Source organism: Roseovarius sp. 217 (assembly GCF_000152845.1).
GTDB lineage: Bacteria > Pseudomonadota > Alphaproteobacteria > Rhodobacterales > Rhodobacteraceae > Roseovarius.
The window spans coordinates 3,499,213-3,522,682 of sequence record NZ_CH902584.1 but is presented as its reverse complement, the minus strand read 5'-3'; the positions used below and the strand labels follow the sequence as shown (position 1 = coordinate 3,522,682).

Genomic DNA, 23,470 nt, shown 5'->3' with positions numbered 1-23,470 from the left:
GACCGGGACTAGGGTCGCTCAGCGCAGACGGGGTCGCGGCATGGCAGGGCTTGGCAATCAGCGGTATCAGGCACGGATCGGCACCACGCCCGAGGATCGCCACGCCGCACAGCGGTTGCGGGCGCGGGCCTTTCTGGGCGAGGCCGAGGGGCTGGATCGCGATGCGTTCGACGATATCTGCACCCATGTTCTGATCGAGGACGCTGCGAGCGGTGCTTTGGTCTGTTGCTTCCGGATGCTGATGCTGACCGGCGGGTCTGAGGTCGCGCAGAGCTATTCTGCGCAGTTCTACGAATTGTCCGCGCTGGCCGGATTTGAGGGCAAGATGGCCGAGATGGGCCGGTTCTGCATCGCGCCCGGCCTGAACGATCCCGATATCCTGAGAGTGGCCTGGGCGGCGATGACGCGGTTTGTCGATGCCAACGGCATTGAGATGCTCTTTGGCTGTTCGTCGTTTCAGGGAACCGAAACGGACACCTATCTCGATGCCTTTGCTATGCTGCGGGAGCGGCATCTGGCACCGCGACGCTGGTGGCCGCAGGTCAAGGCCCCAAGCGTATTTCGCTTTGCGCAGCGTCTGCGGCGGCACAAACCGGATGTGAAATTGGCGATGCGGCATATGCCGCCTCTGTTGCGCACCTATTTGATGATGGGAGGGTGGGTGAGCGACCATGCGGTCATCGACCGGCATCTCAACACGCTGCATGTGTTCACCGGCGTCGAGATTGGCGCCATTCCGGCCACGCGCAAACGACTGCTCCGAGCGCTGGCAGGCTGAGGTCCCTTGACGCTGCCGGGGCGGCAGGATAGCCCGCGCCCATGGCACGCGCACCTCTTTTACAACTCACCGACATTTCGCTCACCTTCGGGGGTGAGCCTGTGTTTCACGATCTCTCGCTTGTGGTGCAACCCGGCGACCGGGTGGCGCTTGTGGGGCGCAACGGATCGGGGAAATCCACGTTGATGAAGGTGATGGCCGGTCTGGTCGAGCCGGATCGCGGTGTGCGGGTTGTCACGCCGGGCATCAGTGTGGGCTATATGGAGCAGGAGCCTGACATGGTCGGGTTCACCACGCTGGGGGACTATGCCGCAAGTGAATTGGACCCAGCCGAGACATACAGGGTTGAGATGGCGGGCGAGGGGCTGAAATTCGATCCGGCACGCCCGGTTAGCACTGCTTCTGGCGGTGAACGGCGGCGCGCGGCGCTGGCCAAGCTGATGGCTGAGGCCCCCGATCTGATGCTGCTCGATGAGCCGACAAACCATCTCGATATTGAGGCGATTGCCTGGTTGGAAACCGAGTTGCGCGAGACCCGTAAAGGTTTTGTCCTCATCAGTCACGACCGCGCTTTTTTACGTGAACTGACGCGCGCAACTCTCTGGATTGACAGAGGAATGACGCGACGACAGGAAAAGGGCTTCGAGCACTTTGAAGTCTGGCGTGACAAGATCTGGGAAGATGAGGATCAGCAGCGGCACAAGCTGGATCGCAAGATCAAGTCTGAGGGTCGTTGGGCCGTTGAAGGGATCAGCGCGCGACGCAAGCGCAATCAGGGGCGGGTGCGTGCCCTTGCCGAATTGCGTGCGGAGCGCAGCAGTCAGATCAGGCGTCAGGGCACGGCAGCGATGGCGCTTGAGGCGGGTCCGTCCTCGGGGCGGAGAGTCATCGAGGCTCTTGATATTTCAAAGGCTTATGGCGACAAGCTCATCTTGGACAAGTTCAGCATCAAAATCCTGCGCGGTGATCGGGTGGCCTTTGTTGGCCCCAATGGCGTGGGCAAGACGACGCTGCTCAAAATGCTGCTCAAAGAAATTGAACCTGATACCGGAACCGTCAGCCAAGGCACCAATCTGATGTCTGCGGTGTTCGATCAGGCGCGGGCACAATTAGACCCGGAAATGAGCCTCTGGGAAAGCCTGACGGGCGATGCCGATATGCGGGTATCGGGGCAGGCGGATCAGGTGCTGGTACGCGGTCAACCCCGGCATGTGGTGGGTTATCTCAAGGATTTCCTGTTTGACGAGCGGCAGGTGCGCGCCCCGGTCAAGTCTTTGTCGGGGGGAGAGAAGGCCCGGCTTTTACTGGCCAAATTGATGGCGCGCGAAAGTAACCTGCTGGTCTTGGACGAACCGACCAATGATCTGGATATCGAGACGCTCGATCTCTTGCAGGAGCTGCTTGACGATTACGACGGCACGGTTCTGCTGGTCAGCCATGATCGCGATTTTCTGGATCGGGTGGCGACCAAGACAATCGCCATGGAGGGGGATGGTCATGCCACCACCTATGCCGGGGGCTGGTCGGATTACCGGGCGCAGCGCTTGGCGGATGTCACAGAGGATTCGGCGAAAAAAGCCGAAAAAACAGATAGTAAAAAGCCGGAGTTGAAGCAGGAAAAACCCGCTGCGACGCGCCTCAGTTTTACTGAAAAGCACCGGTTTGAGGAACTGCCGGCGATGATCGCACGGCTTGGTGCCGAGATTGGCAAGCTCGAAGATCTTTTGGCCGATCCGGCGCTTTTTACGCGCGAACCCGTCAAATTCAAAAAGGCCACGGAGGCCTTGGCGGCGCGGCAAGCGGCCCTGGCTGAGGCCGAGGAGGAGTGGTTGGCGTTGGCCGAGCGGACAGAAGGCTGATTTCTGCTGTAGTCGGACACCTGTCGCCGCTAAGGTGGTTGTCATGACCGCGACGGACGACAAGATCAAGGATCGTATCAGGCGACTTTATGAAGGGCGCAGCACGCGCGCGACCCGTTTTCGCTATGCGCTCTTGGTCTTTGACGCGTTGAGCATACTGTTCTTTCTGGCAACGGCCACCTTGACCCTCAATCCGGCGCTGATCGTCGCGGATGTCGTCATTGCATGCATCATCCTTGGCGATTTTTCCTGTCGGCTGTGGATTGCCGAGAACCGCTTGCGCCATCTGCGCCAGATCTATGTGCTCGTTGATATCGTTGTTCTGGCGTCGCTCATTGTGGCGCCGTTTCTGGGGCAGGGCTGGGCAGCGCTGCGGCTCTTGCGCGCGCTGCGACTCGTGCATTCTTACCATCTGCTGCGGGATCTGCGCCGCGATGTACGGGTATTCCGCCTGCATGAAGATGCGATTGTCGCGGCTGTGAACCTTTTGGTGTTCATCTTTACCATGACGGCGTTGGTCTTTCTGTTGCGCGGGGGCAAGGAGCCGGGACTGGAGACCTATGTCGACGCGCTCTACTTCACAGTGACGACGCTGACCACGACGGGGTTTGGCGATATCATCATGACCACGGGCATCGGTCGACTCTTGGCGGTTGGGATCATGGTGGTGGGGGTTGGTCTGTTCCTCGGACTTGCGCGGGCCATCTTCATGCCCTCCAAAGTGCGCTACAAATGCGAAGGCTGCGGCCTGTTGCGGCATGACCCGGATGCGATCCACTGCAAGCATTGTGGCCGTGAGGTCCGGATCGAGACTGAGGGCGCATAGCTGCGCCTCACTGCATCCGCAGCGCCCCATCGAGGCGGATCACTTCGCCATTGAGATAGCCGCATTCGATGATGAAGGTCGCGAGCTGGGCATATTCCACCGGATCGCCCAGACGTTTGGGAAATGTCACTTCTGCGGCGAGACTGTCCTGAACCTCTTGCGGCAGGCCGCGCAGCATCGGCGTGGCAAAGGTGCCGGGGGCAATGGCCATGACGCGGATACCGTCGCGCGCCAGATCCCGGGCCATGGGCAGCGAGAGACCGACGATCCCCCCCTTGGAGGCGGCATAGGCGGCCTGACCCTTTTGCCCGTCAAAGGCGGCGATGGAGGCGGTGTTGATGATCACGCCGCGTGCGCCATCTGTATCGGGGACGTTCTGCGCCATTTCCGCCGCTGCCAGGCGCGCCACGTTGAAAGACCCCACAAGGTTGATGTCGAGCGTGCGCCGAAAGAGGTCGAGCGGGTGCGGGCCGTCGCGGCCCAGCACCTTGGCACCGGTGGCGATGCCTGCGCAATTGATCGCCGCTGTGATCCGGCCCATGGCGGATTTGGCTGTTGCGATGGCGGCTGACACTGAGGCCTCATCGGTGACATCGGTCGTTACGAACTGCGCGCCGATTTCCGCGGCGATGGCCTCTCCTCGCTCCGCATCGCGGTCAAGCAGCGTCACCGCGGCACCCATGGCGCGGAAATGGCGGGCTGTCGCCTCGCCCAGACCAGAAGCACCGCCGGTGATGATCGCGGCTGTTTCGTCAATGCGCATTTTGCCCTCGCTTGATTTAAATGAACATGTGTTCAAATACTGGGTGTGATCCCTGCTGTCAAAGACTGTCTTGGGCTTTTTCTTGGTCCAAATACTCGGCTCCGTTCACTCTTGGCGCGGTCGTAAGCGGGTGATCACCCCGAGCGTCAGCACGGTGAGCACGATGCGGTAGATGTGGTGGATCGTCACAAAGGCGGGATTCGCCTGAAGGCTGAGCGCCACCAGCGCCATTTCGGTGACGCCGCCGGGGGCGAGGGTGATGAGGAGCACATCCACCGCCTCGCCCGTCATCTCATGCAGGGCGAGGGCCAGCCCGACGCCGAGGGTCAGCATCGCGCCCACCGCCGCCAAGGCGAGCGCAGCACCGCGCAGCAAGAGGCTGCGGCTGAGCCCGGTAAAGCGCATGCCAAGTGCAGTGCCAAGCACGATTTGTGCCATGTTCACAAGCCATTGCGGGATGTCAAAGCTGAGCCAGCCACTGAGCGACAGGGCCGCCGCAAGGGCCATCGGCCCGGTCATTTGCCCCGCAGGCAGGCGGAGCAGATGACCGAGACCCAAGCCCCCAAGCCCCGCCAGCACGATCAGCGGCAGGTCTGACCAGGGCACATCGGGGCGGGCCATGGTCATGCCAGCAGAACTGCCCACCGGGGCCCCCAGCCAGAGCGAGAGGCCAAGGGGCAGGGCCGTCACCACCACGATGATGCGCAGGAATTGCTGCATCATCAGGCGGGTTACGTCGGCACCTGCCGCCTCGCCCAGTTCGATGCTCTCGTAGAGCCCGCCGGGGGTGCTGGCGTAAAAGGCGGTGGTGGGATCATAGCCGCCAAGATGGCGAAAGATCGTATAGCCCATAGCATGCGCCAGACCGACAAAAAGCGTGACTGCGCCGAAGGTTAGCGCGTAGTGATGCGCTTCGGTAAAGAGGGCGGGGGTGACTTGGGCACCGATCATGAGGCCAATGATGGCGATGAACATGAGGCGCAGTTTCTGGGGAAAGCGGTAGCCTGTGGGCAAGCGTTCGGGCAGCGCGGTGGCGATGAGCGCTGAGATCGTCAGCGGACCCAGCAGAAAGGGCAGGGGCAGGCCGATGGCCTGGCCTGCAAAGCCCGAAAGAGCAGAGAGGATCAGCAGGAGAAGGGTGGTCGCGTGGATCGGCATGGCGCCAGTTCAAGCATCGGGCGCGGGCGGGGGCAAGGGGGGGATCAGAGGAATGTGACGAATTTGTCAAAGGGCATTTCGCGCAGACGTTGGCCTGTGGCCGCGAAGATCGCATTGGCCAGCGCCGGGGCGGCGGGGGGCACGGGCGGCTCGCCGATGCCCTTGATCTTGGTGCCGTTTTCCAGACCGCGGACGGTGATTTCCGGGCATTGATAGAGGCGAAGTGATTGAAATGTATCAAAATTATTTTGCTCCGCCGCGCCGCTTGCATAGGTGATCTGGGCGTGCATCGCATGTCCCAGACCAAAGAGCACGCCGCCCTTGACCAGCCCTTCAAAGTTGATCGGATCAAGGATGCGACCCACGTCGGCGGCGACGAAGACGCGGTCGAGGCGGAGGCCGTTTTCGGTGTTTGTGACCTCGACCACTTGCGCGCAGGGCACGCCGAAGGAGAGGCAGAAGGCCACGCCACGGCCTTGGCTCGGGGCAAGGGGGCTGCCCCAGTTCGACATCTCGCCGACCGCCTCCAGCACCTGCTGTGACGGGGCGTGAGTGCAAAGGCGCAGGCGCTCGGTCAGCGGATCGGCCCCGGCGGCGTGGATCAGTTCGTCAAGCAATCCATCGTGGAAAAACCCGTTGGAGGATGCCCCCACCGAGCGCCAGGACGAGATCGGTGCCAATTCGGGCGCGCGGTAGCCTGTGACGCGGTAGTGAGGAATATCAAAGGGTTGATCCCATGCACCGGCCACGATTTGCAGGTCTGGACCGGGGGTGGGGATGCCTTGGCGGCCCATCTGCGAGGCGAGGATCGACGGCATGGCGATGCCCAGATCATAGGCTGCGACCTGTCCATTCTCGACCCGGCCCCGCCCGCGCGCCATGGCGATCTGGCGGGGAAAGTCGTGGGTCATGTCCTCTTCACGGGAATAGGTCAGTTTCACCGGCCTGCCGGGCAAGTCCATGGCGATGCGGGTGGCGTAGCGCGTCACCTCGTCTTCGAGCCGGTGGCCAAAGCTGCCGCCGATCATCAGCGCGTGGATGTGGATGGCGTCGGGTGTAAGGTTTGTAAGCTTTGCCACGTTATTTTGTACAAAGCGCGGCACCTGGGTGCCGGTCCAGATATCGACCCGCTCGGGCGTGTAGAGAACCGTGGCGTTGAGCGGCTCGAGCGGCGCGTGGGCGAGGTAAGGCGCGCGGTATTCGACCTCGATATCGGTGCCCCCGGAGAGTGCGGTTTCCACATCGCCCTCGTCGCGGAATTGGCTGTCTTGGCGGTCGGCGGTGAAGCTGTCTGCGAGGGTTTGCCAATGGGCGTCCATCTCGGGTGGGATGGGGGCGGGGCCCCATTCGACCGGGATCGCGGCGACCGCCTGCATCGCGCGCCATGAGGTGTCGGCGATGACGGCGACGCCGTCGAGCAGGGCCGCCACCTTGATCACGCCGCGCATGGCGAGGGCAGGGGTGGGATCATGGCTAAGGCGTGCGCCGCCGATGGCGGGGTTGAGGCGCAACGCGGCATGGGCCATGTCGGGGAGGCTCACGTCGATGCCGTAGTTTTGCGTGCCGGTGGATTTGGCGACAATGTCGATCCGCTGCATCGGCTGACCAAGGAGACGCCAGTCGGAGGGCGCGCGCAGGGTGACATCGGTCACGGGATCGGTGTTTGCGGCCTCGGCGGCAAGGCTCTGATAGCTGAGGCTCGTGCCATCTGGCAGGACCACCGCGCCGCGTTCGGTGCGTAAATCGGTTATGGAGATGTTATGCAGCCGCGCGGCGGTGGCCTTGAGCGTTTCGCGCGCGACGGCCCCGGCGTGGCGGAGTTTGTCGTAGCCGTCGGGGACAGTGGTGGAGCCGCCGGTGATCTGCATGCCCAGAAATTTCATCGGCGCATCGGCAAGGCTGCGCACGGTTTCGGCAAGCCAACTGTCATCTGTGGCGCGGAAGGGGACGGCATCGCCCGACAGGGCGGTGTTGTAATAGGCGGGGCTGGGGGGGCCGGGATCGGTTTTGATCTGGTCAAGATCCACATCGAGTTCCTCGGCAATGAGGGCTGCCTGAAGGGATACGGCCCCTTGGCCTTTGTCGGCGCGGGGGGTGATGAGGGTGATCGCGTCAGCCGTGATGCGCACATAGGGGGTCAGCGCCGCTGCCCCCTCGGGCAGGTCGGTGAGGAGCGGGTTGGCGTAGGGCGTCTTGTACCGCCAGACACCAAAGGCCACACCGCCCGCGATGGCGGCGGAGCCTATCAGGAATGTGCGGCGGGCGATGGTTTTGGCGCGGCCCATGGGTCACGCCCCCTTGAGGCTGCGCGCCGCGGTTTTGACCGCCTCGCGGATGCGGGGATAGGTGCCACAGCGGCAGAGATTGCCGGACAGGGCGTCGTCAATCTCGGTGTCGGTGGGATCGGGGGTCTCACTGAGGAGGCTTGCGGCCTGCATGATCTGGCCGGATTGGCAATAGCCACATTGCGCGACCTGATGCGCGATCCATGCGGCCTGAACGGGATGCGGCGCATCGGGCGTGCCCAGCCCTTCGATCGTGGTCACAGGCCCCCAGACATCGCCCACCACCACCTGACAAGAGCGAGTGGCCACCCCGTCGATATGCACAGTGCAGGCGCCACATTGGCCGATACCGCAGCCATATTTCGGCCCGGTGATCCCCAGAACATCGCGCAGCGCCCAGAGGAGTGGCATGTCGGGTTCGAGATCATCCAGAGAATGGTTGGTGCCGTTGACGGTGAGTTGCACGCGCAGCCCTTTTTGCAGCCTTTGGAATGATAATAAACCGATCAGTTCAGTTGTCCAGATGGCATGGCAATTGCTGTTTCACTCGGGCGCAAAGACCGTATAGTAGGGGCTTATGAAGCAAAAAACCGGAAAACGGATGCAGGTCGTCATTCACGCAGGAGCCCATCACACCGATGACGACAGGTTGATCAATTGCCTGTCCGCCAATCGAGAGATGCTGGCTGAGCACGGCACCAATGTGCCTGATCCGCAACGCTATCGCCGTTTGGTGCGGGATATTCTGCATCAGGCGCAGGATTCCGGGCTGGCACCGGATGCACGCGACATTCTGGTTGATGCCATCAGCAATGAGGGGGCGGTGGATCGTCTTGTCCTGTCCAATCCGGGATTCTTCGGCACACCCAAGATGGCGGTAGGCGGCGGGACTTTTTACGGTGCGGCCGAGCATCGGCTCAATCTCTTTCGGCAACTCTTTCCCGACGATCAGATCGAGTTGTTTCTTGGAGTGGTCAATCCGGCGACCTTCTTGCCGCCGCTGCTCAGGCAGACCGAATTCGATACGATCGAGGCCTTGTTGCGTGGCTATGACGTGGCGCAACTGAGGTGGTCGGAGCTTGTCACCCGGATTCGCACCCATCATCCGGATATTCCCGTCACCGTCTGGTGCAATGAGGATACGCCGCTGATCTGGAGCCAGGTCGTGCGTGAATTGGCTGGAATTGACCCCACGGTGCAATTTGAAGGCGAGTTCAGCCTGCTGGAAGAAATTATGACGCCGGCAGGGCTCGAGCGGTTTCGCGGCTATGTGGCGGCCCATCCGGGCATGACCGAAGTGCAGAAACGCCGGGTCGTTGCCGCGTTTCTGGATAAGTTTGCCGATGAGGCCGCCATCGAGGAAGAGCTAGACGTGCCCGGCTGGACCGATGCTGTGGTGGGCACGTTGACCGAGCTCTATGACGAGGACATGTTCACAGTCCAGCGCATACAGGGCGTTCAGGTCATAACCCCGTAAAGCGGGGCAATTGAGTGAGAATTTCGCTTGCAGTGCCGAGACAGCTTGTCTAATCAGGCGCGCAAGCCCCTATAGCTCAGCTGGTAGAGCAACTGATTTGTAATCAGTAGGTCCGCGGTTCGAGTCCGTGTGGGGGCACCATTCCTAACATTCTAGAGTGTGAGCACCGAGGACGCGGTGCTTTACCTGTTGGACATATCCACAGTGATTAAGAGATTCGGCGATATCTTTGGAGCGTTGAGTTTCCAGAGTCGCAACAGACGTCAGTTCGAAGCCCTATTGTTGCGGCTTTCGTCGCGGTGCCATGATTTTGCCACAGGTGCGGAGGGGGGTCGAAAGGGGGCCTCGCTTGTCGCAGAATTTGAAACAACTACACGCTATGCGTGTGGTGTGTGGCGGGGGCGACGGAGGTTGTTCCAGTTTTCTCATATTTTTAGAGATCAGCCCAGTCGGTTTGGGAAACAGTGCATTACCATGGGGTGAGCATTGTGCGGCAAAAACAAGGCTGGCGTTAACCAGCGTGACGCAATTTTGGCACTTTTGCGCCAGATTTCCCTTGGGCCAGCCTATTCGAAAGGATAATGTCTACTCAGCCCAACTGGGGGGTTATGTCTGTAGGTCGCGGGGGCGGCCGCACAAAACCATCGCGTTTATCCGTAATGCGCTTGCGCTTACTACGGGTCTGCCTGAACGTGATATTTGGAAGTTTTGGGTGTCTTGCCCCTAAGTGTAGTGCCATGTTGGTATTGCTTCCCCTTTGGTTCTGTGCCGGCCGCTCCTGTCTTGCATCGTCAGGAATGGCGCAGGCGTTTTTGAACAGGGTCGCAAGCATGTGCTTTTGAAGCACGGGAGATGGAACATGGCAATTAACAGAATTGACGGTGATAACACCGAAAACCGCATTGATATTGCTTATACAGCTGATCCCGAGGGGGATCGTATTGACGCGAACGATGCACCGGATGGTTCCAACGATGATGTGGTCGACGGGCTGGGTGGGGATGATACGATTCTCGCAGGTGCCGGGGACGACACGGTTTTTGCCGGGTCTGGCAGCGATTCTGTCGAGGGCGGTGCGGGAAATGATCTGCTCGTTGGCGACACGCCCGATCCTGCAGCGGGCGGGCGGGAGGTGTTTCAGTGGAGCGAAGCCCCTGATCCCAACGATGCGGATCCGATTGATGCGGGCGATCCGATCACGGGTTTCACGCAGAATACCGGCTCTGTCGATGTCACGTTCTCGGTGCTCAAGACCTCGGTGACAAATGATACGACCTTTGGGGCGAACACGCAGGACGTTTCGGGCGTTGTGACGGGTGGCGCACCAGCGGATGCCAACAGTTCGCTCTCGGCGGACCTCACTGCGGCGGGAAAAACCGATCTAAAACTTCAGTTCTCGTCAGAGGTGGAGAATGTGTCGTTCAAGATCAACGATCTGGATGGCACTGAGCATGTCCAGATCTTTGCCTTCGATGCCAATGACAATCTCATCCCGGTGACATTCACGGCGGGGTCAGCTGTCACCGTCCTGAGCCCGGAAGAGGCGCTTGGTGCCGGGTCCGGTTCAGACGATAATCCGACGCATGGTTTGTTGGTTGAAATCGCGGGGCCCGTGTCACAGCTTGTCATTCGGTATTCCGATGAGGCCGGAACCTCGGACGGCATTAACGTGACGGATGTGTATTTCGGTCTGCCGGGCAGCGTGATCGACACCGGGCTTCCGGGCGATGACACGCTGATCGGGGGCGACGGCGATGATACGCTCCTCGGTGAGATCGGAGACGATTCTCTGATTGGTGGCGATGGGGCGGACAGCATCCTTGGTGGCGCGGGAAATGACACGATCGACTCCGGGTCTCCGGTATCGACAGGTCCTCTCCCCGATCTGGGCTTTGGCACGATCGTTCCCGCTGATCCTGATCCTGAAAATGACCGGGATTTCGTATCGGGTGGCGATGGCGATGACGTGATCCTGACCGGCGACGATGCCGATACGATCACGGGCGGCACAGGTGCGGATGTCATCGACGGTGGTATTGATGCCGACCTGATTGATGGTGACGAGGGCAATGACACCCTCATCGGGGGCGAGGGATCGGATACGATCAATGGCGGTGCCGGTGATGATGTGATCTATGGCGGGCTTGATCCGAGCTTTCCGGACGAATTCAACATTCCCGACGCGACGGACCCCGAGCCTGACAATGGTCGGGATCTGATTGATGGCGGCGATGGCAATGACACGATCTTTGGTCAGGATGATGACGACACGATTTTTGGTGGCGCCGGAGATGATGTGATCGACGGCGGCATCGACAATGACTCGATTGATGGCGGGGCTGGGGCGGATGTCCTGACCGGGGGCCAGGGCGACGACACGGTCACGGGAGGCACCGGCAACGACACGCTGAGCGGTGGCGATGGTGCCGATAGTCTGAGCGGTGGTGACGATCGCGATGTATTCCTCGCGGCTGGTGCGGGCGATGTGATTGACGGCGGCACTGGCGACAGCACGGATGACGGGGTCAATGACGATTTCGACACGCTCGACCTGCGCGGTCTTGGGCGGTTCGACATTGTTGGGCAAACTGTTGATGCGGATGGTGATTCGACCTCGGGGACTGTCAATTTCCTTGGCACGGACGGCGCGGTCACTGGGTCGCTGCAATTCACCGAGATCGAGAACCTCATTCCTTGCTTTACCCCGGGCACGGCGATTGCCACGCCGCGTGGCGAAAAGCTGGTGGAAGAGCTGAAGGTCGGCGACAAGGTGATCACCCGCGACAACGGCTTGCAGGAGATCCGCTGGATCGGTCAACGTGTTCTCAGTGGGGATGACTTGATGCGCTCGCCGCATCTGCGCCCGATCCTGATCCGTGCTGGCTCTCTTGGGCATGGTCTGCCCGAGCGGGATATGCTGCTCAGCCCGCAGCACCGGATTCTGCTCAATTCAGATCGGGCCGCGCTCTACTTCGAAGAGCGTGAGGTTTTGGCGGCGGCCAAGCATCTGATGGGAATTGAGGGGGTCGAACAGGTCGAGACGCGGGCGGCCACCTATATCCACTTCATGTGCGATCAGCATGAGGTGGTTCTGTCCAACGGCACCTGGACCGAGAGTTTCCAGCCCGGTGAGCAAGTGTTGGACGGGATGGGGGCTGCGCAGCGGAACGAGATCTTTGATCTCTTCCCGGAACTTCGTGCGATCGAGGGGATTGACGCCTATCAGGCAGCGCGGCGCTCGCTCAAGCGGCATGAGGCACAGTTGCTGGTGCGCTGAACGGCGATCCCATTGTTGTCAAAACGTAGACAATCCCGGTGTAGTGCCGGGATTGTTTCGTTTTGAGAGGGTGGATGGTGCGGCGCACCGGGGCAGGGGCCGACGGCGTGTTTTGCGCGCTGAGGCCGGCCCGAAACAGGTGGTCGATGCCGGGGGCATGATGCGGGTGCGCACGAGCAGATAAGCCCTGCGGGGCGCTATAAGCGCGGATCAGAGATTTTAGGGAATGCTAGCAGGATCAAGGGGGTAAGTGGCGGACCGAGGAGGATTCGAACCCCCGACCCCTTGATTCGTAGTCAAGTACTCTATCCAGCTGAGCTATCGGTCCGTGGAGGCAGCAATTAGACTCTGGCGCAGAGCATTGCAAGGGCGTTTTGGCAGAAATCAGGCGGAGAGATCGAAATTTCCCTTGGGAAAGGTGATGCAAAAGGCAGTGCCGGTCTCGTCGCTGCGTTCGAGCGTGAGGGTGCCACCGTGACCGCGCACCAGCTCTGCGGCGATGGTCAGACCAAGGCCGCTGCCGCCCTTGGTGGTGCCGCCCTGAAACGGCTTGAACAGATGTTCGCGTGCGCGGGCGGGCAGGCCGGGGCCGGTATCGGCGACGCGGATATACCATTCGCCTGCATCCTCATCGGCCATGACGCTGATTTCGCCGGGGCGACCGCTGTTCACGATGGCCTGACGGGCATTGCGCACGAGATTGCCGATGATCCGGTAGAGTTGTTCGGCATCGGCCAGCAAGATTAAGGTGTTGGGAACGTCTTCGGCAAAGCTGACATTGGCCTCGCCTGCGGCTAAGCGTTCGCTGTCGATCACATCGGCCACGACATCCGCCAGATGCAGGCGGGCCAAGGTCGGCCCGGGCTCTTCGGCCTTGCCATAAGCGAGGGTCGCCTCGCAGAGATGCACGGCGCGGGTCAGGGAGTTCAACAGTTTGGGGGCGAGGCGCTTGACGGTCGGATCTTCGCTGGTCTCGATCCGATCGGTAAAAAGCTGGGCGGAGGTGAGGATATTGCGCAGGTCGTGATTGACCTTGGCCATCGCACCGCCAAGCTGGGCGAGGTGCTCTTTTTGTTTGAGCGCGCTGGTGAGCTGGGTCTGCAGCGATTGCAGCGTTTCCTCAGCCTCGCGCAGTTCTTTGACGCTCGACCTGGGGCGGATCACCAGCCGGGCATCTTCGGGGGAGGCGGCATAGGCCTGCATGGTGCTGACCACGCGTTTGATCGGTTTGACCAGCGTGACGCGCACCGCCAGAAAGAGCAGAACGGCGGTAAAGATGGAAATGACCAGCGAAAGCCAGAGGATACGCAACCCATAGTCGATCATCGCGGCGCGCAGGCCGGTGGTCTCGAGGGTGATTTCGATCAGCAGCCCGCCCATCCGAACGGGTTCACCGATGATGCGGATCACTTGAGAGTCGGGGGTGGCGAGGCGCAACATGGCGTCACGGATCAGGGTAAAAGCGGGAGCATCCCGCAGATCGAACGTTTTTGTGATGGGTTGCGGGACGGGTGACGAGAGCATGAGTTGTCGGGCATCATCGCGACGCAGAACAACGTTGAACACCTCGGCGTTGCGCAGGAGTTCTTCTTGCAAGTCGGGTGTCACCTCTTCGGAGGCGAGCAGGACGAGCGAGGCGATCTGCGCCCGCTCCAGTCGGGTCATCAGATAATCTTCGCGAAAGCGTGCGATGGAGGGCACAAAGATCAGCACCTCGGCCAGCATCACAAAGATGGCCGTCAGGATCAGAAAGCGTCCTGAAAGTGAGTTGAGCAAAATGTCCCCTCCCGAGGATGGCTGCGATCAGGGCAGCCAGCGTTGCACGAAGCCGACGATACGTTTCACGCCTGCGCTGTCAAATAGACGTGGTGAAAAATAGGCCCCGGCGGCGCGTTTGTTGATTTCGCCTATCGTGGGGTAGGGGGCGACCATATTGGCCACATGTTTCATCTTGAGCTTGTTCGCGAGCACCAGCGCCCAGAGGTTGATCAACTCGCCCGCCTGCGCACCTGCGATGGAAACACCGACGGGACGTCCGCGCACGACCATGACCTTGATCAGACCGGCGGTCTTGCGTTCTGCGATGGCGCGGTCGTTATGGGAGTAATGAAAGCGCACGACCTCGAGGTTGCCGCCGTGTTCTTTGCGCGCCTGCGCCTCGGTCTGACCGACCTGCGCCAGTTCAGGATCGGTATAGCTGGCCCAAGGGATATGATCGGTGCGTTGTTTGGCGGGCAGGCCCAAGAGCGCCTGACGGATGATGAGACCCGCGTGATACCCTGCCACATGGGTGAATTGCAGACCGCCCGCGACGTCGCCTATGGCATAGACGCGTTTGTTTGTGGTGCGCAGAGAGGCGTCCACCTTGATGCCGCGTTTGGTGGTCTCGATTCCCGCAACCTCAAGATTGAGGCGTTGGGTATTGGCCTTGCGGCCCACCGCCATGAGCAGGTGGGTGCCTTTGAAAATGCGCCCGTCCTTGGTCTCGATCTCGATGGCCCCGGCAGTGCCGCGAATTTCGGCAGCGAGGGCGTCTTCGGCAATGTCGATGCCTTCGGCCCGGAATTGGTCGATCACCACAGCGGCCATTTCGGGATCGTCATTTCCAAGAACCTTGGCACCTTCGATCACCGTCACGGCGCACCCCAAGCGCCGATGGGCCTGTGCCATTTCCATTCCGATCGGACCGCCGCCGACGATCAGCAGATGCCCCGGCTTTTCTCGGAGATCAAAGAGCGTTTCGTTGGTCTCAAAGGGCACGGAGTCGAGCCCCGGAATAGGGGGGACAAGGGGGGACGAGCCGGTGGCGATGACGACGCGGCGGGCGGTAATGATGTGCTCGCCGGCCTTGACCTCTGTCGGGGAAAGGAATTCGCCATAGTCACGGATGACGCGCACGCCCAAGCCTTCGAAGCGGTCTTGGCTATCGACCGGTTCAATCTGGGCGATCACATCGGCCACGTGATCCTTGGCTGCGGCGTAATCCGCTTGCGGTGTTTGATCCGCGACGCCGTATTGCACGGCATGGGATTGGGCATAGGCCGCCTTGCCGCTGGCAATCAGCGCCTTGGACGGCACGCAGCCGAAGTTGAGGCAGTCGCCGCCCATCTTGTGACCTTCGAGCATAATGACGCTGGCGCCCATCCGCACGGCCCCCGCTGCGACGGATAATCCGCCCGAGCCAGCCCCAATGACCAGCAGATCGGTTTTCAATCGTGTCATGTTCAAAGTTCCTTCTTGCCGCGAATGGCCTTGATGATCATGGGAAGCGCCGCAAGGGCGCATAGACCAAGAATAGGTCCGATGATCTGGGGTTCCCACAAGAGGGAAAGATCGGGGGTTCCGCCCCGGTCGAACACTTCGCCCAAGCCCACACCGATCCAGGTAAAGACGATGGCGCCGGGAATGATGCCCAGCACGGTGGTGAAGGCAAAGTTGACGAATTTGACGCCAACCAGCGCGGGCAGCAGATTGGCGACGAAGAACGGCACCGCAGGCACCAGGCGCATGAGAAAGAGGACGCTGATTTCGTTGTTGTGCAACCCCTCCTTGAGGCGCTTGAGCGTGCCGTCGGAGGTTTCGATTTTGGCGGCAAGGGTCTTGCCCAGCCCGGCGCGCGCCGCGAGAAAGATGGCGCAGGCACCCAGCGAGGCGGCGATGACATTAAAGCCGGTGCCCAGCACGAGGCCAAAGAGAAAGCCGCCCGTGACCGAGGCCACCGCCGCACCGGGCAGGGAAAAGGCCACGATGACGAAATAGATCGCGATGAAGGCCAGTGCCATCAGCGCAATGTTGGCATCCCGATAGGCAATCAGCGCTTCGCGATTGTCGCGCAGCGTGTCAAAGGTGAGGTAATCGCGCAAGGTGACAAACCCCACCACCGCCATGATCAGAATGATCGCCAAAGGCACGTGGCGCGTCCAGGAGGAAGGTTTGGTCGATTTTGTCTCAGGGCTGCTCTGATCCATGGTCTCGCTCTGTTTCAGGACGGTTGTGTTCTAGGTGCCCTGTCCGAGGTGCATGCGCCAGTGGCCTCACGCGGGGGTGATCAAGGGTGATGGTTTGCGTCGCATGACTGGCGTGATACAAGCGACTTGTAACATTGACTGCGCAGGCGTGCAGGTTTTTGTTGCAAAAGCCGGGGCTGGGGTTTGACTTGTGAAATAGGGGCCTCTATAGACCGGGCTTCGGATACACATAAATGCGGCGCGATTCCTGATTTGCGCGGCCAATTAAGTCGGAGACGGAGCGATGAAACGCACCTTTCAACCCTCGAACCTCGTTCGCAAGCATCGCCACGGGTTTCGTGCGCGCATGGCCACCAAGGCCGGTCGCAAGATCCTGAATGCGCGTCGCGCACGTGGCCGCAAGTCTCTCTGCGCGTAAGCGCTGAGGCAAGGTGACGAAAATGACACCGCCGGAGGCCCCGCGCAGCGATGCAGGGAGGATGCCACCGGCGGTTTCGTCATGTCCGGGGGTCAAGGCCTCGTCCAAGATGAGCGTGTTGCGCAAACGGTCGGATTTTCTGGCAGCGGCGCGGGCGCAGCGTCAAGGCACCGGGTCGATGATGGTGCAGGGGCGCGACCGACGGGATGGCGATGGGGCGATCCGGGTGGGGTTCACCTGTTCCAAGAAAGTGGGCAATGCGGTGGCGCGCAACCGGGCCAAACGGCGGCTCCGGGCCGTGGCACGGGAGCTGCTGGCCGCAGAAGGCAAGTCTGGTTGGGATTATGTGCTGATCGGACGCGCAGACGAGACGGCCACGCGCCCCTTTGAGGCGTTGAAACGTGATCTTTGCTATGCGCTGCGCAAGCTGGCGGGGCAGGGATGAGCCCGCTGGCGCATGTGCTGGCCTTGCCCATTCGCGCCTATCGTCTGCTCCTGAGTCCCTGGGTGGGCTGGCATTGCCGCTATCATCCGACATGCAGTCACTATGCGCTCGAGGCGCTGGAAAAGCACGGCGCGTTGCGCGGGGGTGCGCTGGCGGCATGGCGCATCCTGCGCTGCAACCCCTGGGGGCAATGTGGACATGACCCGGTGCCTGAACCGGGACACCGCCGCGACCCTGTGGAATAAAAGGTCGAATCGCCCTTTTACCTCGGGGTCATCCATGCAATAGGGAAGCGCCAAACGAGCTGTCCATGGAGATGTGAAATGGAGATTCGCGAGGCCCTCACCTTTGATGATGTTCTGCTGGTACCGGCGGCGTCCAATGTCTTGCCGAACACGGCGGATACGCGCACGCGGGTGACCCAATCTATCGTGCTGAACATCCCGCTGCTGAGCTCTGCCATGGACACGGTGACCGAGGGGCGCATGGCCATTTCCATGGCGCAGTCGGGCGGCATGGGGGTGATCCACCGCAACCTGACCATCGAGGAACAGGCCCGCGAGGTGCGCCGCGTCAAACGGTTCGAGAGCGGGATCGTCTATAATCCCATCACGCTCACACCCGATCAGACGCTGGCGGATGCCAAGGCCTTGCAAGAGCGCTATAATGTCACCGGCTTTCCGGTGGTGGATGAGACCGGCCGCGTGGTGGGGATCGTGACAAATCGCGACATGCGTTTTGCCGAGGATGACCGCACGCCGGTGCGGGTGATGATGACAAGCAACGATCTGGCGATCCTGCAAGAGCCTGCGGATCGGGATGAAGCCAAGAGCCTGATGAAGGCGCGGCGGATCGAGAAATTGCTCGTGACGGACAAGGCAGGCAAGCTGACCGGCCTCTTGACGCTGCGCGATACAGAACAGGCGGTTCTCAATCCGACGGCCTGCAAGGATGATCTGGGGCGGCTGCGGGTGGCGGCGGCCTCGACCGTGGGCGATGCCGGGTTCGAGCGGTCGCAGGCGCTGATTGATGCGGGTGTGGACATGGTGGTGATCGACACTGCGCATGGCCATTCCGAGGGCGTGGCCCGCGCCGTGGAGCGGATCAAGGCGCTGTCCAATGCCGTGCAGGTGGTGGCAGGCAATGTCGCCACCGCCGAGGCCACGCGCGCCCTCATCGGGGCCGGGGCCGATGCGGTCAAGGTCGGGATCGGGCCGGGCAGCATCTGCACCACGCGGATGGTCGCGGGCGTTGGCGTGCCGCAACTGACCGCCGTGATGGACAGCGCGCGGGCGGCGGGCGATGTGCCGGTCATCGCCGATGGCGGGATCAAGTTCTCGGGCGATTTTGCCAAGGCGATTGCGGCGGGTGCCTCTTGTGCGATGGTCGGATCCATGCTGGCGGGCACGGATGAAAGCCCCGGTGAGGTGATCCTCTATCAGGGGCGGACCTTTAAGGCCTATCGCGGCATGGGCAGCCTTGGCGCCATGGCGCGCGGCTCGGCGGATCGGTACTTCCAAAAGGACGCGGCGAGCGACAAGCTGGTGCCCGAGGGCGTTGAGGGGCAGGTGCCCTACAAGGGGGCTGCGGGCAGCGTGATCCATCAGCTTGTGGGCGGTCTGCGGGCCGCGATGGGCTATACCGGCTGTGCCACGGTCGAAGAGATGCGGCACAATTGCCAATTCGTGCGGATCACCGGCGCGGGACTCAAGGAAAGCCATGTGCATGATGTGCAGATCACCCGTGAGAGTCCGAATTACAGGATTGGATAGGGTTATCATCGTGTTGCGTCGCGTTCTTGAGGTGATGCGGTGACGCCCGGCGCGCGCGTGGCCGCCGCCATCGAGGTGTTGGACCGGATCTGCGCGGGCGAGCCTGCGGAAAAGGCGCTGACAAACTGGGCGCGGGGCGCGCGCTATGCCGGGTCCAAGGATCGGGCGGCGCTGCGCGATCATGTGTTTTCGGTGCTGCGCTGCTGGCAGTCTTGCGCCGCGCGCGGTGGCGGTGAGACGGGGCGCGCCTTGATGCTGGGGGCGCTACGGGATCAAGGGATTGATCCTGATGACTTATTTACCGGAGATGGGCATGCGCCGGAGCCTTTGACAGAGGCGGAGCGTGTTTTGGGTGAACCGGATGCCGCGGCGATGCGGGATCTGCCAGAGTGGCTCTGGGAGCGGTTTCAGGCGTCGCTCGGGGCGGACGCGGAGGCCGCAGCGCGCGCGCTTCGCACGCGCGCACCGATCATGCTCCGCGTGAATTTGCGCCGTGCCGCGCGGGATGAGATCATAGCGCGACTGCTGGATGAGGGCATTGTCGCGCGGCCCGTGGGGATTGCGCAGAGTGCTCTGCACGTTATTGAAGGCGAGCGAAGAATAGCAGGATCACAATGCTATTCCGAGGGCTGGATTGAGCTTCAGGATGGCAGCAGTCAAGCGGCGATGGACGCGGTCGAGGTGCCGGAAGGGACCCGTGTTCTGGATTATTGTGCCGGAGGTGGAGGCAAGGTTCTGGCCCTTGCGGCGCGGATCGAGGCTGCGTTTTTCGCCCATGACGCTGCACCTTCGCGGATGCGCGACCTGCCCGCGCGGGCGGCACGTGCCGGCGTCAAGGTGCGGTGCGTTGATCGACCCGAGGGGCGGTTCGATCTGGTTCTCTGCGATGCGCCCTGTTCTGGCAGCGGCACGTGGCGGCGCACCCCCGAGGCAAAATGGGCGCTGACGCCGGACAGGCTGACGGAGCTGACAGAAATTCAGGCGCAGATTTTAGCGGATGCCGCGCCGCTTGTGACCGTCGGAGGACAGTTGGTCTATGCAACGTGTTCGGTATTAAATGAAGAAAATCAATTCATTATTGAGAGTTATTCAAGTAATAATCCTGGCTGGTCTCTCGTTGGGATGCAGCAATGGCCGATTTCCGACGAAGGGGACGGATTCTTTCTCGCGCAACTTCGGCGTGATTGTTAAAATTCGAGCAACCTTGACGTGATTTCTGCCCCGTCGTTAAGTCTCACTTAAGGCTTTCACCCGATAAAGAGGTGGAAGAATTGTAAAGTGAGGGACCGGCGTGGCGTTCATCCCCTATTCGGGTGGTCCGTTTCATCAGGCCGCTCAGCGGCTTGGGCCGCGTGCAGGTTTCATGATGTTGGCGGCGGTTCTTTTTGGGGCGACTGCTCTCATTGTCCCGCGGGGGCAGGCGCAATGGCTCTTGTGGCTGGTCGGCGCAACCTTGGGTCTCGCGGCGCTTTGGGTTGTGATGATCAACCGACATGCACAGGGGCATCGGCGTGATACCTCAGATCAAGCGGCGCTGATGCTGGAGGCAGACCCGGTGCCCTCGGTTCTGGCAGAGGTTGAGGGGCGTCTGCTTTACGTCAATGCCGCGGCGCGCCGGACATTGGATGCGGAGCGGGCAACGACGCTGACGAGCGCCTTGCGACAAATTTTGGCAAATCCGGGGGCCATTCTTTTTCGGATGGAAACCCGCGCTCTGGCCAAGGGGGCTGCGGTCGAGGATCTTGTGACGCGCGCGGGACATGTGCGGATCAGTGTGCACCGCAGCGGCGAGTCGCATTTCCTGTGGCGAATCGAGAGATCGGCGGATCATGCCCCCCGAGAGTCAGAGGCGCATCCATTGCCGATGCTGACGGTGGGGCGCAACGATGCCGTCCTCTACATGAACTCTGCCGCTCGTGATCTGGTCGGAGAACGGGCGCGCGCGCTCAGCCGGATTTGCGGAAACCTGCCTCTGAAGTCTGGACAGATCAATGACATCGCGACGCCGGACGGGCCGGTGCCCTGTCTTGTGGTCGAACGCGAAGGCATGGCCGGGCGGCGAGAGGTGTTCCTGTTGCCCGGCGTGCAGGGGCCAGAGCGGCCACCGGATGGCTGGGCGTTCTTTGACGAATTGCCGGTGCCCCTTTTGAAACTGGCTGCAGATGGCGCGATCCAGTTGTCCAACCGACCAGCCCGAGAGGTATTGGGGGTCGAGAGCGTTGCTGGGCTTGCCCTGAGCGATATGTTGGAGGGCTTGGGCCGGTCGATCACGGATTGGCTGAGTGATGTGGCGACGGGACGCGGCACTGTTCATTCCGAGTTTTTGAGGGTTCGGCGCGACGATCGAGAGATGTTCGTGCAGGTGACGCTGAACCGGGCGATGGATGCCGGTGCGGTGGTGCTGATTGCGGTGTTGACTGACGCGACGGCCTTGAAATCGCTCGAGGCGCAGTTTGTCCAGAGTCAGAAAATGCAGGCAATTGGGCAACTCGCCGGCGGCATCGCGCATGATTTCAACAATCTTTTGACGGCTATTTCCGGGCATTGTGACCTGTTGCTCCTACGCCATGATCAGGGTGATCCGGATTACAGCGATCTCATGCAGGTCAATCAGAATGCCAATCGCGCGGCGGCGTTGGTGAGTCAATTGCTGGCCTATTCCCGCAAACAGACGCTGCGGCCGCAGGTGATCGACCTGCGCGATACCTTGTCGGATCTCACGCATCTGCTCAACCGATTGGTGGGGGAAAAGGTATCACTCTCGCTCAGCCATGATCCGACCTTGTCGCCGATTCGCGCAGACAAGCGGCAATTGGAACAGGTCTTAATGAACTTGGTCGTCAATTCGCGTGATGCGATGCCAATGGGGGGCGAAATTCGGATTGTTACTCAGAATTTGGTGCTGACTGAACCGATGATGCGGGACCGGGCGGTGGTGTTGCCAGGAAGCTATGTGTCTGTTCGGGTCAGTGATGCAGGGGTCGGCATTGCCCCGGACAAGTTGCAAAAGGTGTTTGAACCTTTTTTTACCACGAAACGCACCGGAGAGGGGACGGGCCTCGGTTTGTCTACGGCCTATGGCATCGTGAAGCAAACAGGAGGGTTTATCTTTGTTGATCGCAAGCAGGGGGAGGGCACCTGTTTTCAACTGCTCTTTCCGGCACATGTGGGCGCGGAAAAGGTTGTGATGCAATCCTCTCTGCCGTTGGCGTCCGAGTCGCAAGGCAGCGGCGTGGTTCTGTTGGTTGAGGATGAGGCCCCGGTACGCGCCTTTGCCAGCCGGGCGTTACAATTGCGCGGTTTCACGGTGATGGAGGCCGAATCCGCCGAAGATGCGCTCGAGATTCTCGAGGATGCGACCCTGCATGTGGATGTGTTTGTGACCGATGTGGTTATGCCCGGGATTGACGGACCGGGCTGGGTGCGCCGTGCTTTGACGTCACGGCCAAAGGCGCGCGTTGTCTTTATGTCCGGCTATGCTGAGGAAACCTTTGGTGACACCCAGGCGCGCATTCCCAATTCCGTCTTTCTGCCGAAACCGTTCTCTCTCAATGAGCTGACGGAAATCGTGCTGCGCCAAATGATCTGAGTGAGCGCGTCTCGCTCTTGTTGGACCAGGCGCAGACCAACCGAAGAAGTTGGGGCGACGGCGGGAGTCAGACGGGCGTCAGGCGGGCGTATCCGGCTTTGATCTGGCACGCATCGGCGTATAGGCTCCGGCTGAGCCAATCCCGTCCCAAAGTGAGAAATCCTCAGAAAATTTGCGGCGCAACCGTGCCTCAATGTCAGGAGCCAGCGATAGCGGCACTTTTGGAGAGAGATTGAGGGTCTGGGGTGCAATGCTTGTGCCCAGCCGCGTATCAAGAAAGTGGCGCAGACCCGATTGGTCCTCGTAGCGGAAGAGATGTGTGACACAAGCACCGTTGCGCTGTGGTTCCAGAAATTTGGCCTGGCTGCCGACGCGCGCGAAATCGGGCTGATCGCCGGAGCAATAAGCGGTAACAAAGTCGTCAAAGGAGAGCCCTTGGGTGCTATTGGGATGGCCTGTCATTTCGGGCCGTTGGCGATAGCGATACCAGCTTCCGAGCCAGTCCAGCGGTTGGCGCATGACTGCGGCGACGTCAAAGCTGCCTTCGAAAAAGCGGTCGATCATCGGGCGAAAGAATCGATTGTAGCGAAACACGGGCGCGTGTTTGAGCTCGGGCGGGGCTGACACGACGATCGCGGCCAGAGGAGCGAGCGCCGCTTCATAGGCGGTGCTTCCGGTCTTGGGCACCGACAAGAGCACCAGCCTTGCTTTGGAAAAAACCAGCATATGCGCCTCTTGGGGTCCGTTCCGACAATTTAGATCCGCTTAAACTACTTGTTAATTGTTGTGCGGGAAAGTGGAGTCACCAGAATTTTCTTGAAATGTTCTCTCTTTGTCCTCATAAGATGCGGGAAC

19 protein-coding genes and 2 tRNA genes are annotated in these 23,470 nt (G+C 61.1%); 12 read left to right on the top strand and 9 right to left on the bottom strand.

The genetic code is table 11. The features are described from left to right. Positions 1 to 40 precede the first annotated feature (40 nt). Genes ROS217_RS16870 through ROS217_RS16860 form a run of 3 tightly spaced genes read left to right on the top strand, consistent with a single transcriptional unit; the run spans position 41 to position 3,463 of the window. Positions 41 to 778: a GNAT family N-acetyltransferase gene (locus tag ROS217_RS16870; RefSeq protein WP_009819005.1), complete on the top strand. Its 738-nt coding sequence runs from the start codon at positions 41 to 43 to the stop codon at positions 776 to 778. A 41-nt stretch (positions 779 to 819) separates the two neighbouring features. After that, on the top strand, positions 820 to 2,637 hold the full coding sequence (locus tag ROS217_RS16865; RefSeq protein WP_009819004.1) for an ABC-F family ATP-binding cassette domain-containing protein: 1,818 nt from the start codon (positions 820 to 822) through the stop codon (positions 2,635 to 2,637). Between the two features lie 43 nt (positions 2,638 to 2,680). Continuing rightward, positions 2,681 to 3,463 (top strand): potassium channel family protein, encoded by a 783-nt coding sequence (locus ROS217_RS16860; RefSeq protein ID WP_009819003.1) that lies wholly within the window; start codon positions 2,681 to 2,683, stop codon positions 3,461 to 3,463. 7 nt (positions 3,464 to 3,470) lie between these two features. On the opposite strand, the gene ROS217_RS16855 is transcribed toward ROS217_RS16860, so the two are convergent. The 4 genes from ROS217_RS16855 to ROS217_RS16840 all read right to left on the bottom strand — a co-directional run bounded on the left by ROS217_RS16855 (position 3,471) and on the right by ROS217_RS16840 (position 8,134). After that, positions 3,471 to 4,226: a 3-hydroxyacyl-CoA dehydrogenase gene (locus tag ROS217_RS16855; protein WP_009819002.1), complete on the bottom strand. Its 756-nt coding sequence runs from the start codon at positions 4,224 to 4,226 to the stop codon at positions 3,471 to 3,473. 105 nt (positions 4,227 to 4,331) lie between these two features. Continuing rightward, on the bottom strand, positions 4,332 to 5,384 hold the full coding sequence (locus ROS217_RS16850) for an AbrB family transcriptional regulator (RefSeq protein WP_009819001.1): 1,053 nt from the start codon (positions 5,382 to 5,384) through the stop codon (positions 4,332 to 4,334). Positions 5,385 to 5,428: 44 nt separating this feature from the next. Beyond that, a complete protein-coding gene (locus ROS217_RS16845; RefSeq protein ID WP_009819000.1) occupies positions 5,429 to 7,669 on the bottom strand; it encodes a xanthine dehydrogenase family protein molybdopterin-binding subunit in 2,241 nt (746 codons plus the stop codon). Positions 7,670 to 7,672: 3 nt separating this feature from the next. Further along, on the bottom strand, positions 7,673 to 8,134 hold the full coding sequence (locus tag ROS217_RS16840; protein ID WP_009818999.1) for a (2Fe-2S)-binding protein: 462 nt from the start codon (positions 8,132 to 8,134) through the stop codon (positions 7,673 to 7,675). Between the two features lie 112 nt (positions 8,135 to 8,246). On the opposite strand from ROS217_RS16840, the gene ROS217_RS16835 reads away from it, so the two are divergent. From ROS217_RS16835 to ROS217_RS16825, 3 genes are all read left to right on the top strand, one after another. After that, positions 8,247 to 9,146 (top strand): hypothetical protein, encoded by a 900-nt coding sequence (locus ROS217_RS16835; RefSeq protein WP_009818998.1) that lies wholly within the window; start codon positions 8,247 to 8,249, stop codon positions 9,144 to 9,146. Positions 9,147 to 9,211: 65 nt separating this feature from the next. After that, a tRNA-Thr gene (locus tag ROS217_RS16830) sits at positions 9,212 to 9,287 on the top strand. Positions 9,288 to 10,005: 718 nt separating this feature from the next. Further along, a complete protein-coding gene (locus ROS217_RS16825) occupies positions 10,006 to 12,423 on the top strand; it encodes a Hint domain-containing protein (RefSeq protein ID WP_009818997.1) in 2,418 nt (805 codons plus the stop codon). A gap of 251 nt (positions 12,424 to 12,674) precedes the next feature. On the opposite strand, the gene ROS217_RS16820 is transcribed toward ROS217_RS16825, so the two are convergent. From ROS217_RS16820 to ROS217_RS16805, 4 genes are all read right to left on the bottom strand, one after another. Then, a tRNA-Arg gene (locus tag ROS217_RS16820) sits at positions 12,675 to 12,751 on the bottom strand. A 56-nt stretch (positions 12,752 to 12,807) separates the two neighbouring features. Continuing rightward, complete coding sequence (locus tag ROS217_RS16815) at positions 12,808 to 14,199, bottom strand: sensor histidine kinase (RefSeq protein WP_009818996.1); 1,392 nt, start codon at positions 14,197 to 14,199, stop codon at positions 12,808 to 12,810. A 27-nt stretch (positions 14,200 to 14,226) separates the two neighbouring features. Next, a complete protein-coding gene (locus ROS217_RS16810) occupies positions 14,227 to 15,645 on the bottom strand; it encodes a dihydrolipoyl dehydrogenase family protein (protein WP_009818995.1) in 1,419 nt (472 codons plus the stop codon). Between the two features lie 2 nt (positions 15,646 to 15,647). Further along, complete coding sequence (locus ROS217_RS16805; protein WP_009818994.1) at positions 15,648 to 16,391, bottom strand: TVP38/TMEM64 family protein; 744 nt, start codon at positions 16,389 to 16,391, stop codon at positions 15,648 to 15,650. Between the two features lie 283 nt (positions 16,392 to 16,674). Between ROS217_RS16805 and rpmH the strand changes: the two genes are divergently transcribed. The 6 genes from rpmH (at position 16,675) to ROS217_RS16775 (ending at position 22,615) form a co-directional block, all read left to right on the top strand. Next, positions 16,675 to 16,809 (top strand): 50S ribosomal protein L34, encoded by a 135-nt coding sequence (rpmH, locus tag ROS217_RS16800; protein WP_008281032.1) that lies wholly within the window; start codon positions 16,675 to 16,677, stop codon positions 16,807 to 16,809. Positions 16,810 to 16,831: 22 nt separating this feature from the next. Continuing rightward, positions 16,832 to 17,254, top strand: a complete 423-nt coding sequence (gene rnpA, locus ROS217_RS16795; protein ID WP_040650690.1) for a ribonuclease P protein component — start codon at positions 16,832 to 16,834, stop codon at positions 17,252 to 17,254. Then, positions 17,251 to 17,499, top strand: a complete 249-nt coding sequence (yidD, locus tag ROS217_RS16790) for a membrane protein insertion efficiency factor YidD (protein ID WP_009818992.1) — start codon at positions 17,251 to 17,253, stop codon at positions 17,497 to 17,499. The genes rnpA and yidD overlap by 4 nt, the downstream gene beginning before the upstream one ends. A gap of 78 nt (positions 17,500 to 17,577) precedes the next feature. Next, entirely contained in the window at positions 17,578 to 19,026 is a 1,449-nt protein-coding gene (gene guaB, locus ROS217_RS16785) for an IMP dehydrogenase (RefSeq protein ID WP_009818991.1), read from the top strand. 39 nt (positions 19,027 to 19,065) lie between these two features. Then, the gene (locus ROS217_RS16780; protein ID WP_009818990.1) at positions 19,066 to 20,217 is read left to right on the top strand and encodes an RsmB/NOP family class I SAM-dependent RNA methyltransferase; all 1,152 of its coding nucleotides are present in this window, start codon (positions 19,066 to 19,068) and stop codon (positions 20,215 to 20,217) included. Between the two features lie 100 nt (positions 20,218 to 20,317). Continuing rightward, entirely contained in the window at positions 20,318 to 22,615 is a 2,298-nt protein-coding gene (locus ROS217_RS16775) for a hybrid sensor histidine kinase/response regulator (protein WP_009818989.1), read from the top strand. Between the two features lie 78 nt (positions 22,616 to 22,693). Here the strand turns inward: ROS217_RS16775 and ROS217_RS16770 are convergent, their stop codons facing one another. After that, positions 22,694 to 23,341 carry a hypothetical protein gene (locus ROS217_RS16770; protein WP_009818988.1) on the bottom strand — a complete coding sequence of 216 codons (648 nt, stop codon included), beginning with the start codon at positions 23,339 to 23,341 and terminating at the stop codon, positions 22,694 to 22,696. Positions 23,342 to 23,470 lie beyond the last annotated feature (129 nt).

Bases quoted from the DNA above. Each gene is read 5' to 3' on its own strand.
- ROS217_RS16870 (WP_009819005.1), top strand. From the start codon at position 41: ATGGCAGGGCTTGGCAATCAGCGGTATCAGGCACGGATCGGCACCACG.
- ROS217_RS16865 (WP_009819004.1), top strand. From the start codon at position 820: ATGGCACGCGCACCTCTTTTACAACTCACCGACATTTCGCTCACCTTC.
- ROS217_RS16860 (WP_009819003.1), top strand. From the start codon at position 2,681: ATGACCGCGACGGACGACAAGATCAAGGATCGTATCAGGCGACTTTAT.
- ROS217_RS16855 (WP_009819002.1), bottom strand. From the start codon at position 4,226: ATGCGCATTGACGAAACAGCCGCGATCATCACCGGCGGTGCTTCTGGT.
- ROS217_RS16850 (WP_009819001.1), bottom strand. From the start codon at position 5,384: ATGCCGATCCACGCGACCACCCTTCTCCTGCTGATCCTCTCTGCTCTT.
- ROS217_RS16845 (WP_009819000.1), bottom strand. From the start codon at position 7,669: ATGGGCCGCGCCAAAACCATCGCCCGCCGCACATTCCTGATAGGCTCC.
- ROS217_RS16835 (WP_009818998.1), top strand. From the start codon at position 8,247: ATGAAGCAAAAAACCGGAAAACGGATGCAGGTCGTCATTCACGCAGGA.
- ROS217_RS16825 (WP_009818997.1), top strand. From the start codon at position 10,006: ATGGCAATTAACAGAATTGACGGTGATAACACCGAAAACCGCATTGAT.
- ROS217_RS16810 (WP_009818995.1), bottom strand. From the start codon at position 15,645: ATGACACGATTGAAAACCGATCTGCTGGTCATTGGGGCTGGCTCGGGC.
- ROS217_RS16805 (WP_009818994.1), bottom strand. From the start codon at position 16,391: ATGGATCAGAGCAGCCCTGAGACAAAATCGACCAAACCTTCCTCCTGG.
- rpmH (WP_008281032.1), top strand. From the start codon at position 16,675: ATGAAACGCACCTTTCAACCCTCGAACCTCGTTCGCAAGCATCGCCAC.
- rnpA (WP_040650690.1), top strand. From the start codon at position 16,832: ATGACACCGCCGGAGGCCCCGCGCAGCGATGCAGGGAGGATGCCACCG.
- yidD (WP_009818992.1), top strand. From the start codon at position 17,251: ATGAGCCCGCTGGCGCATGTGCTGGCCTTGCCCATTCGCGCCTATCGT.
- guaB (WP_009818991.1), top strand. From the start codon at position 17,578: ATGGAGATTCGCGAGGCCCTCACCTTTGATGATGTTCTGCTGGTACCG.
- ROS217_RS16770 (WP_009818988.1), bottom strand. From the start codon at position 23,341: ATGCTGGTTTTTTCCAAAGCAAGGCTGGTGCTCTTGTCGGTGCCCAAG.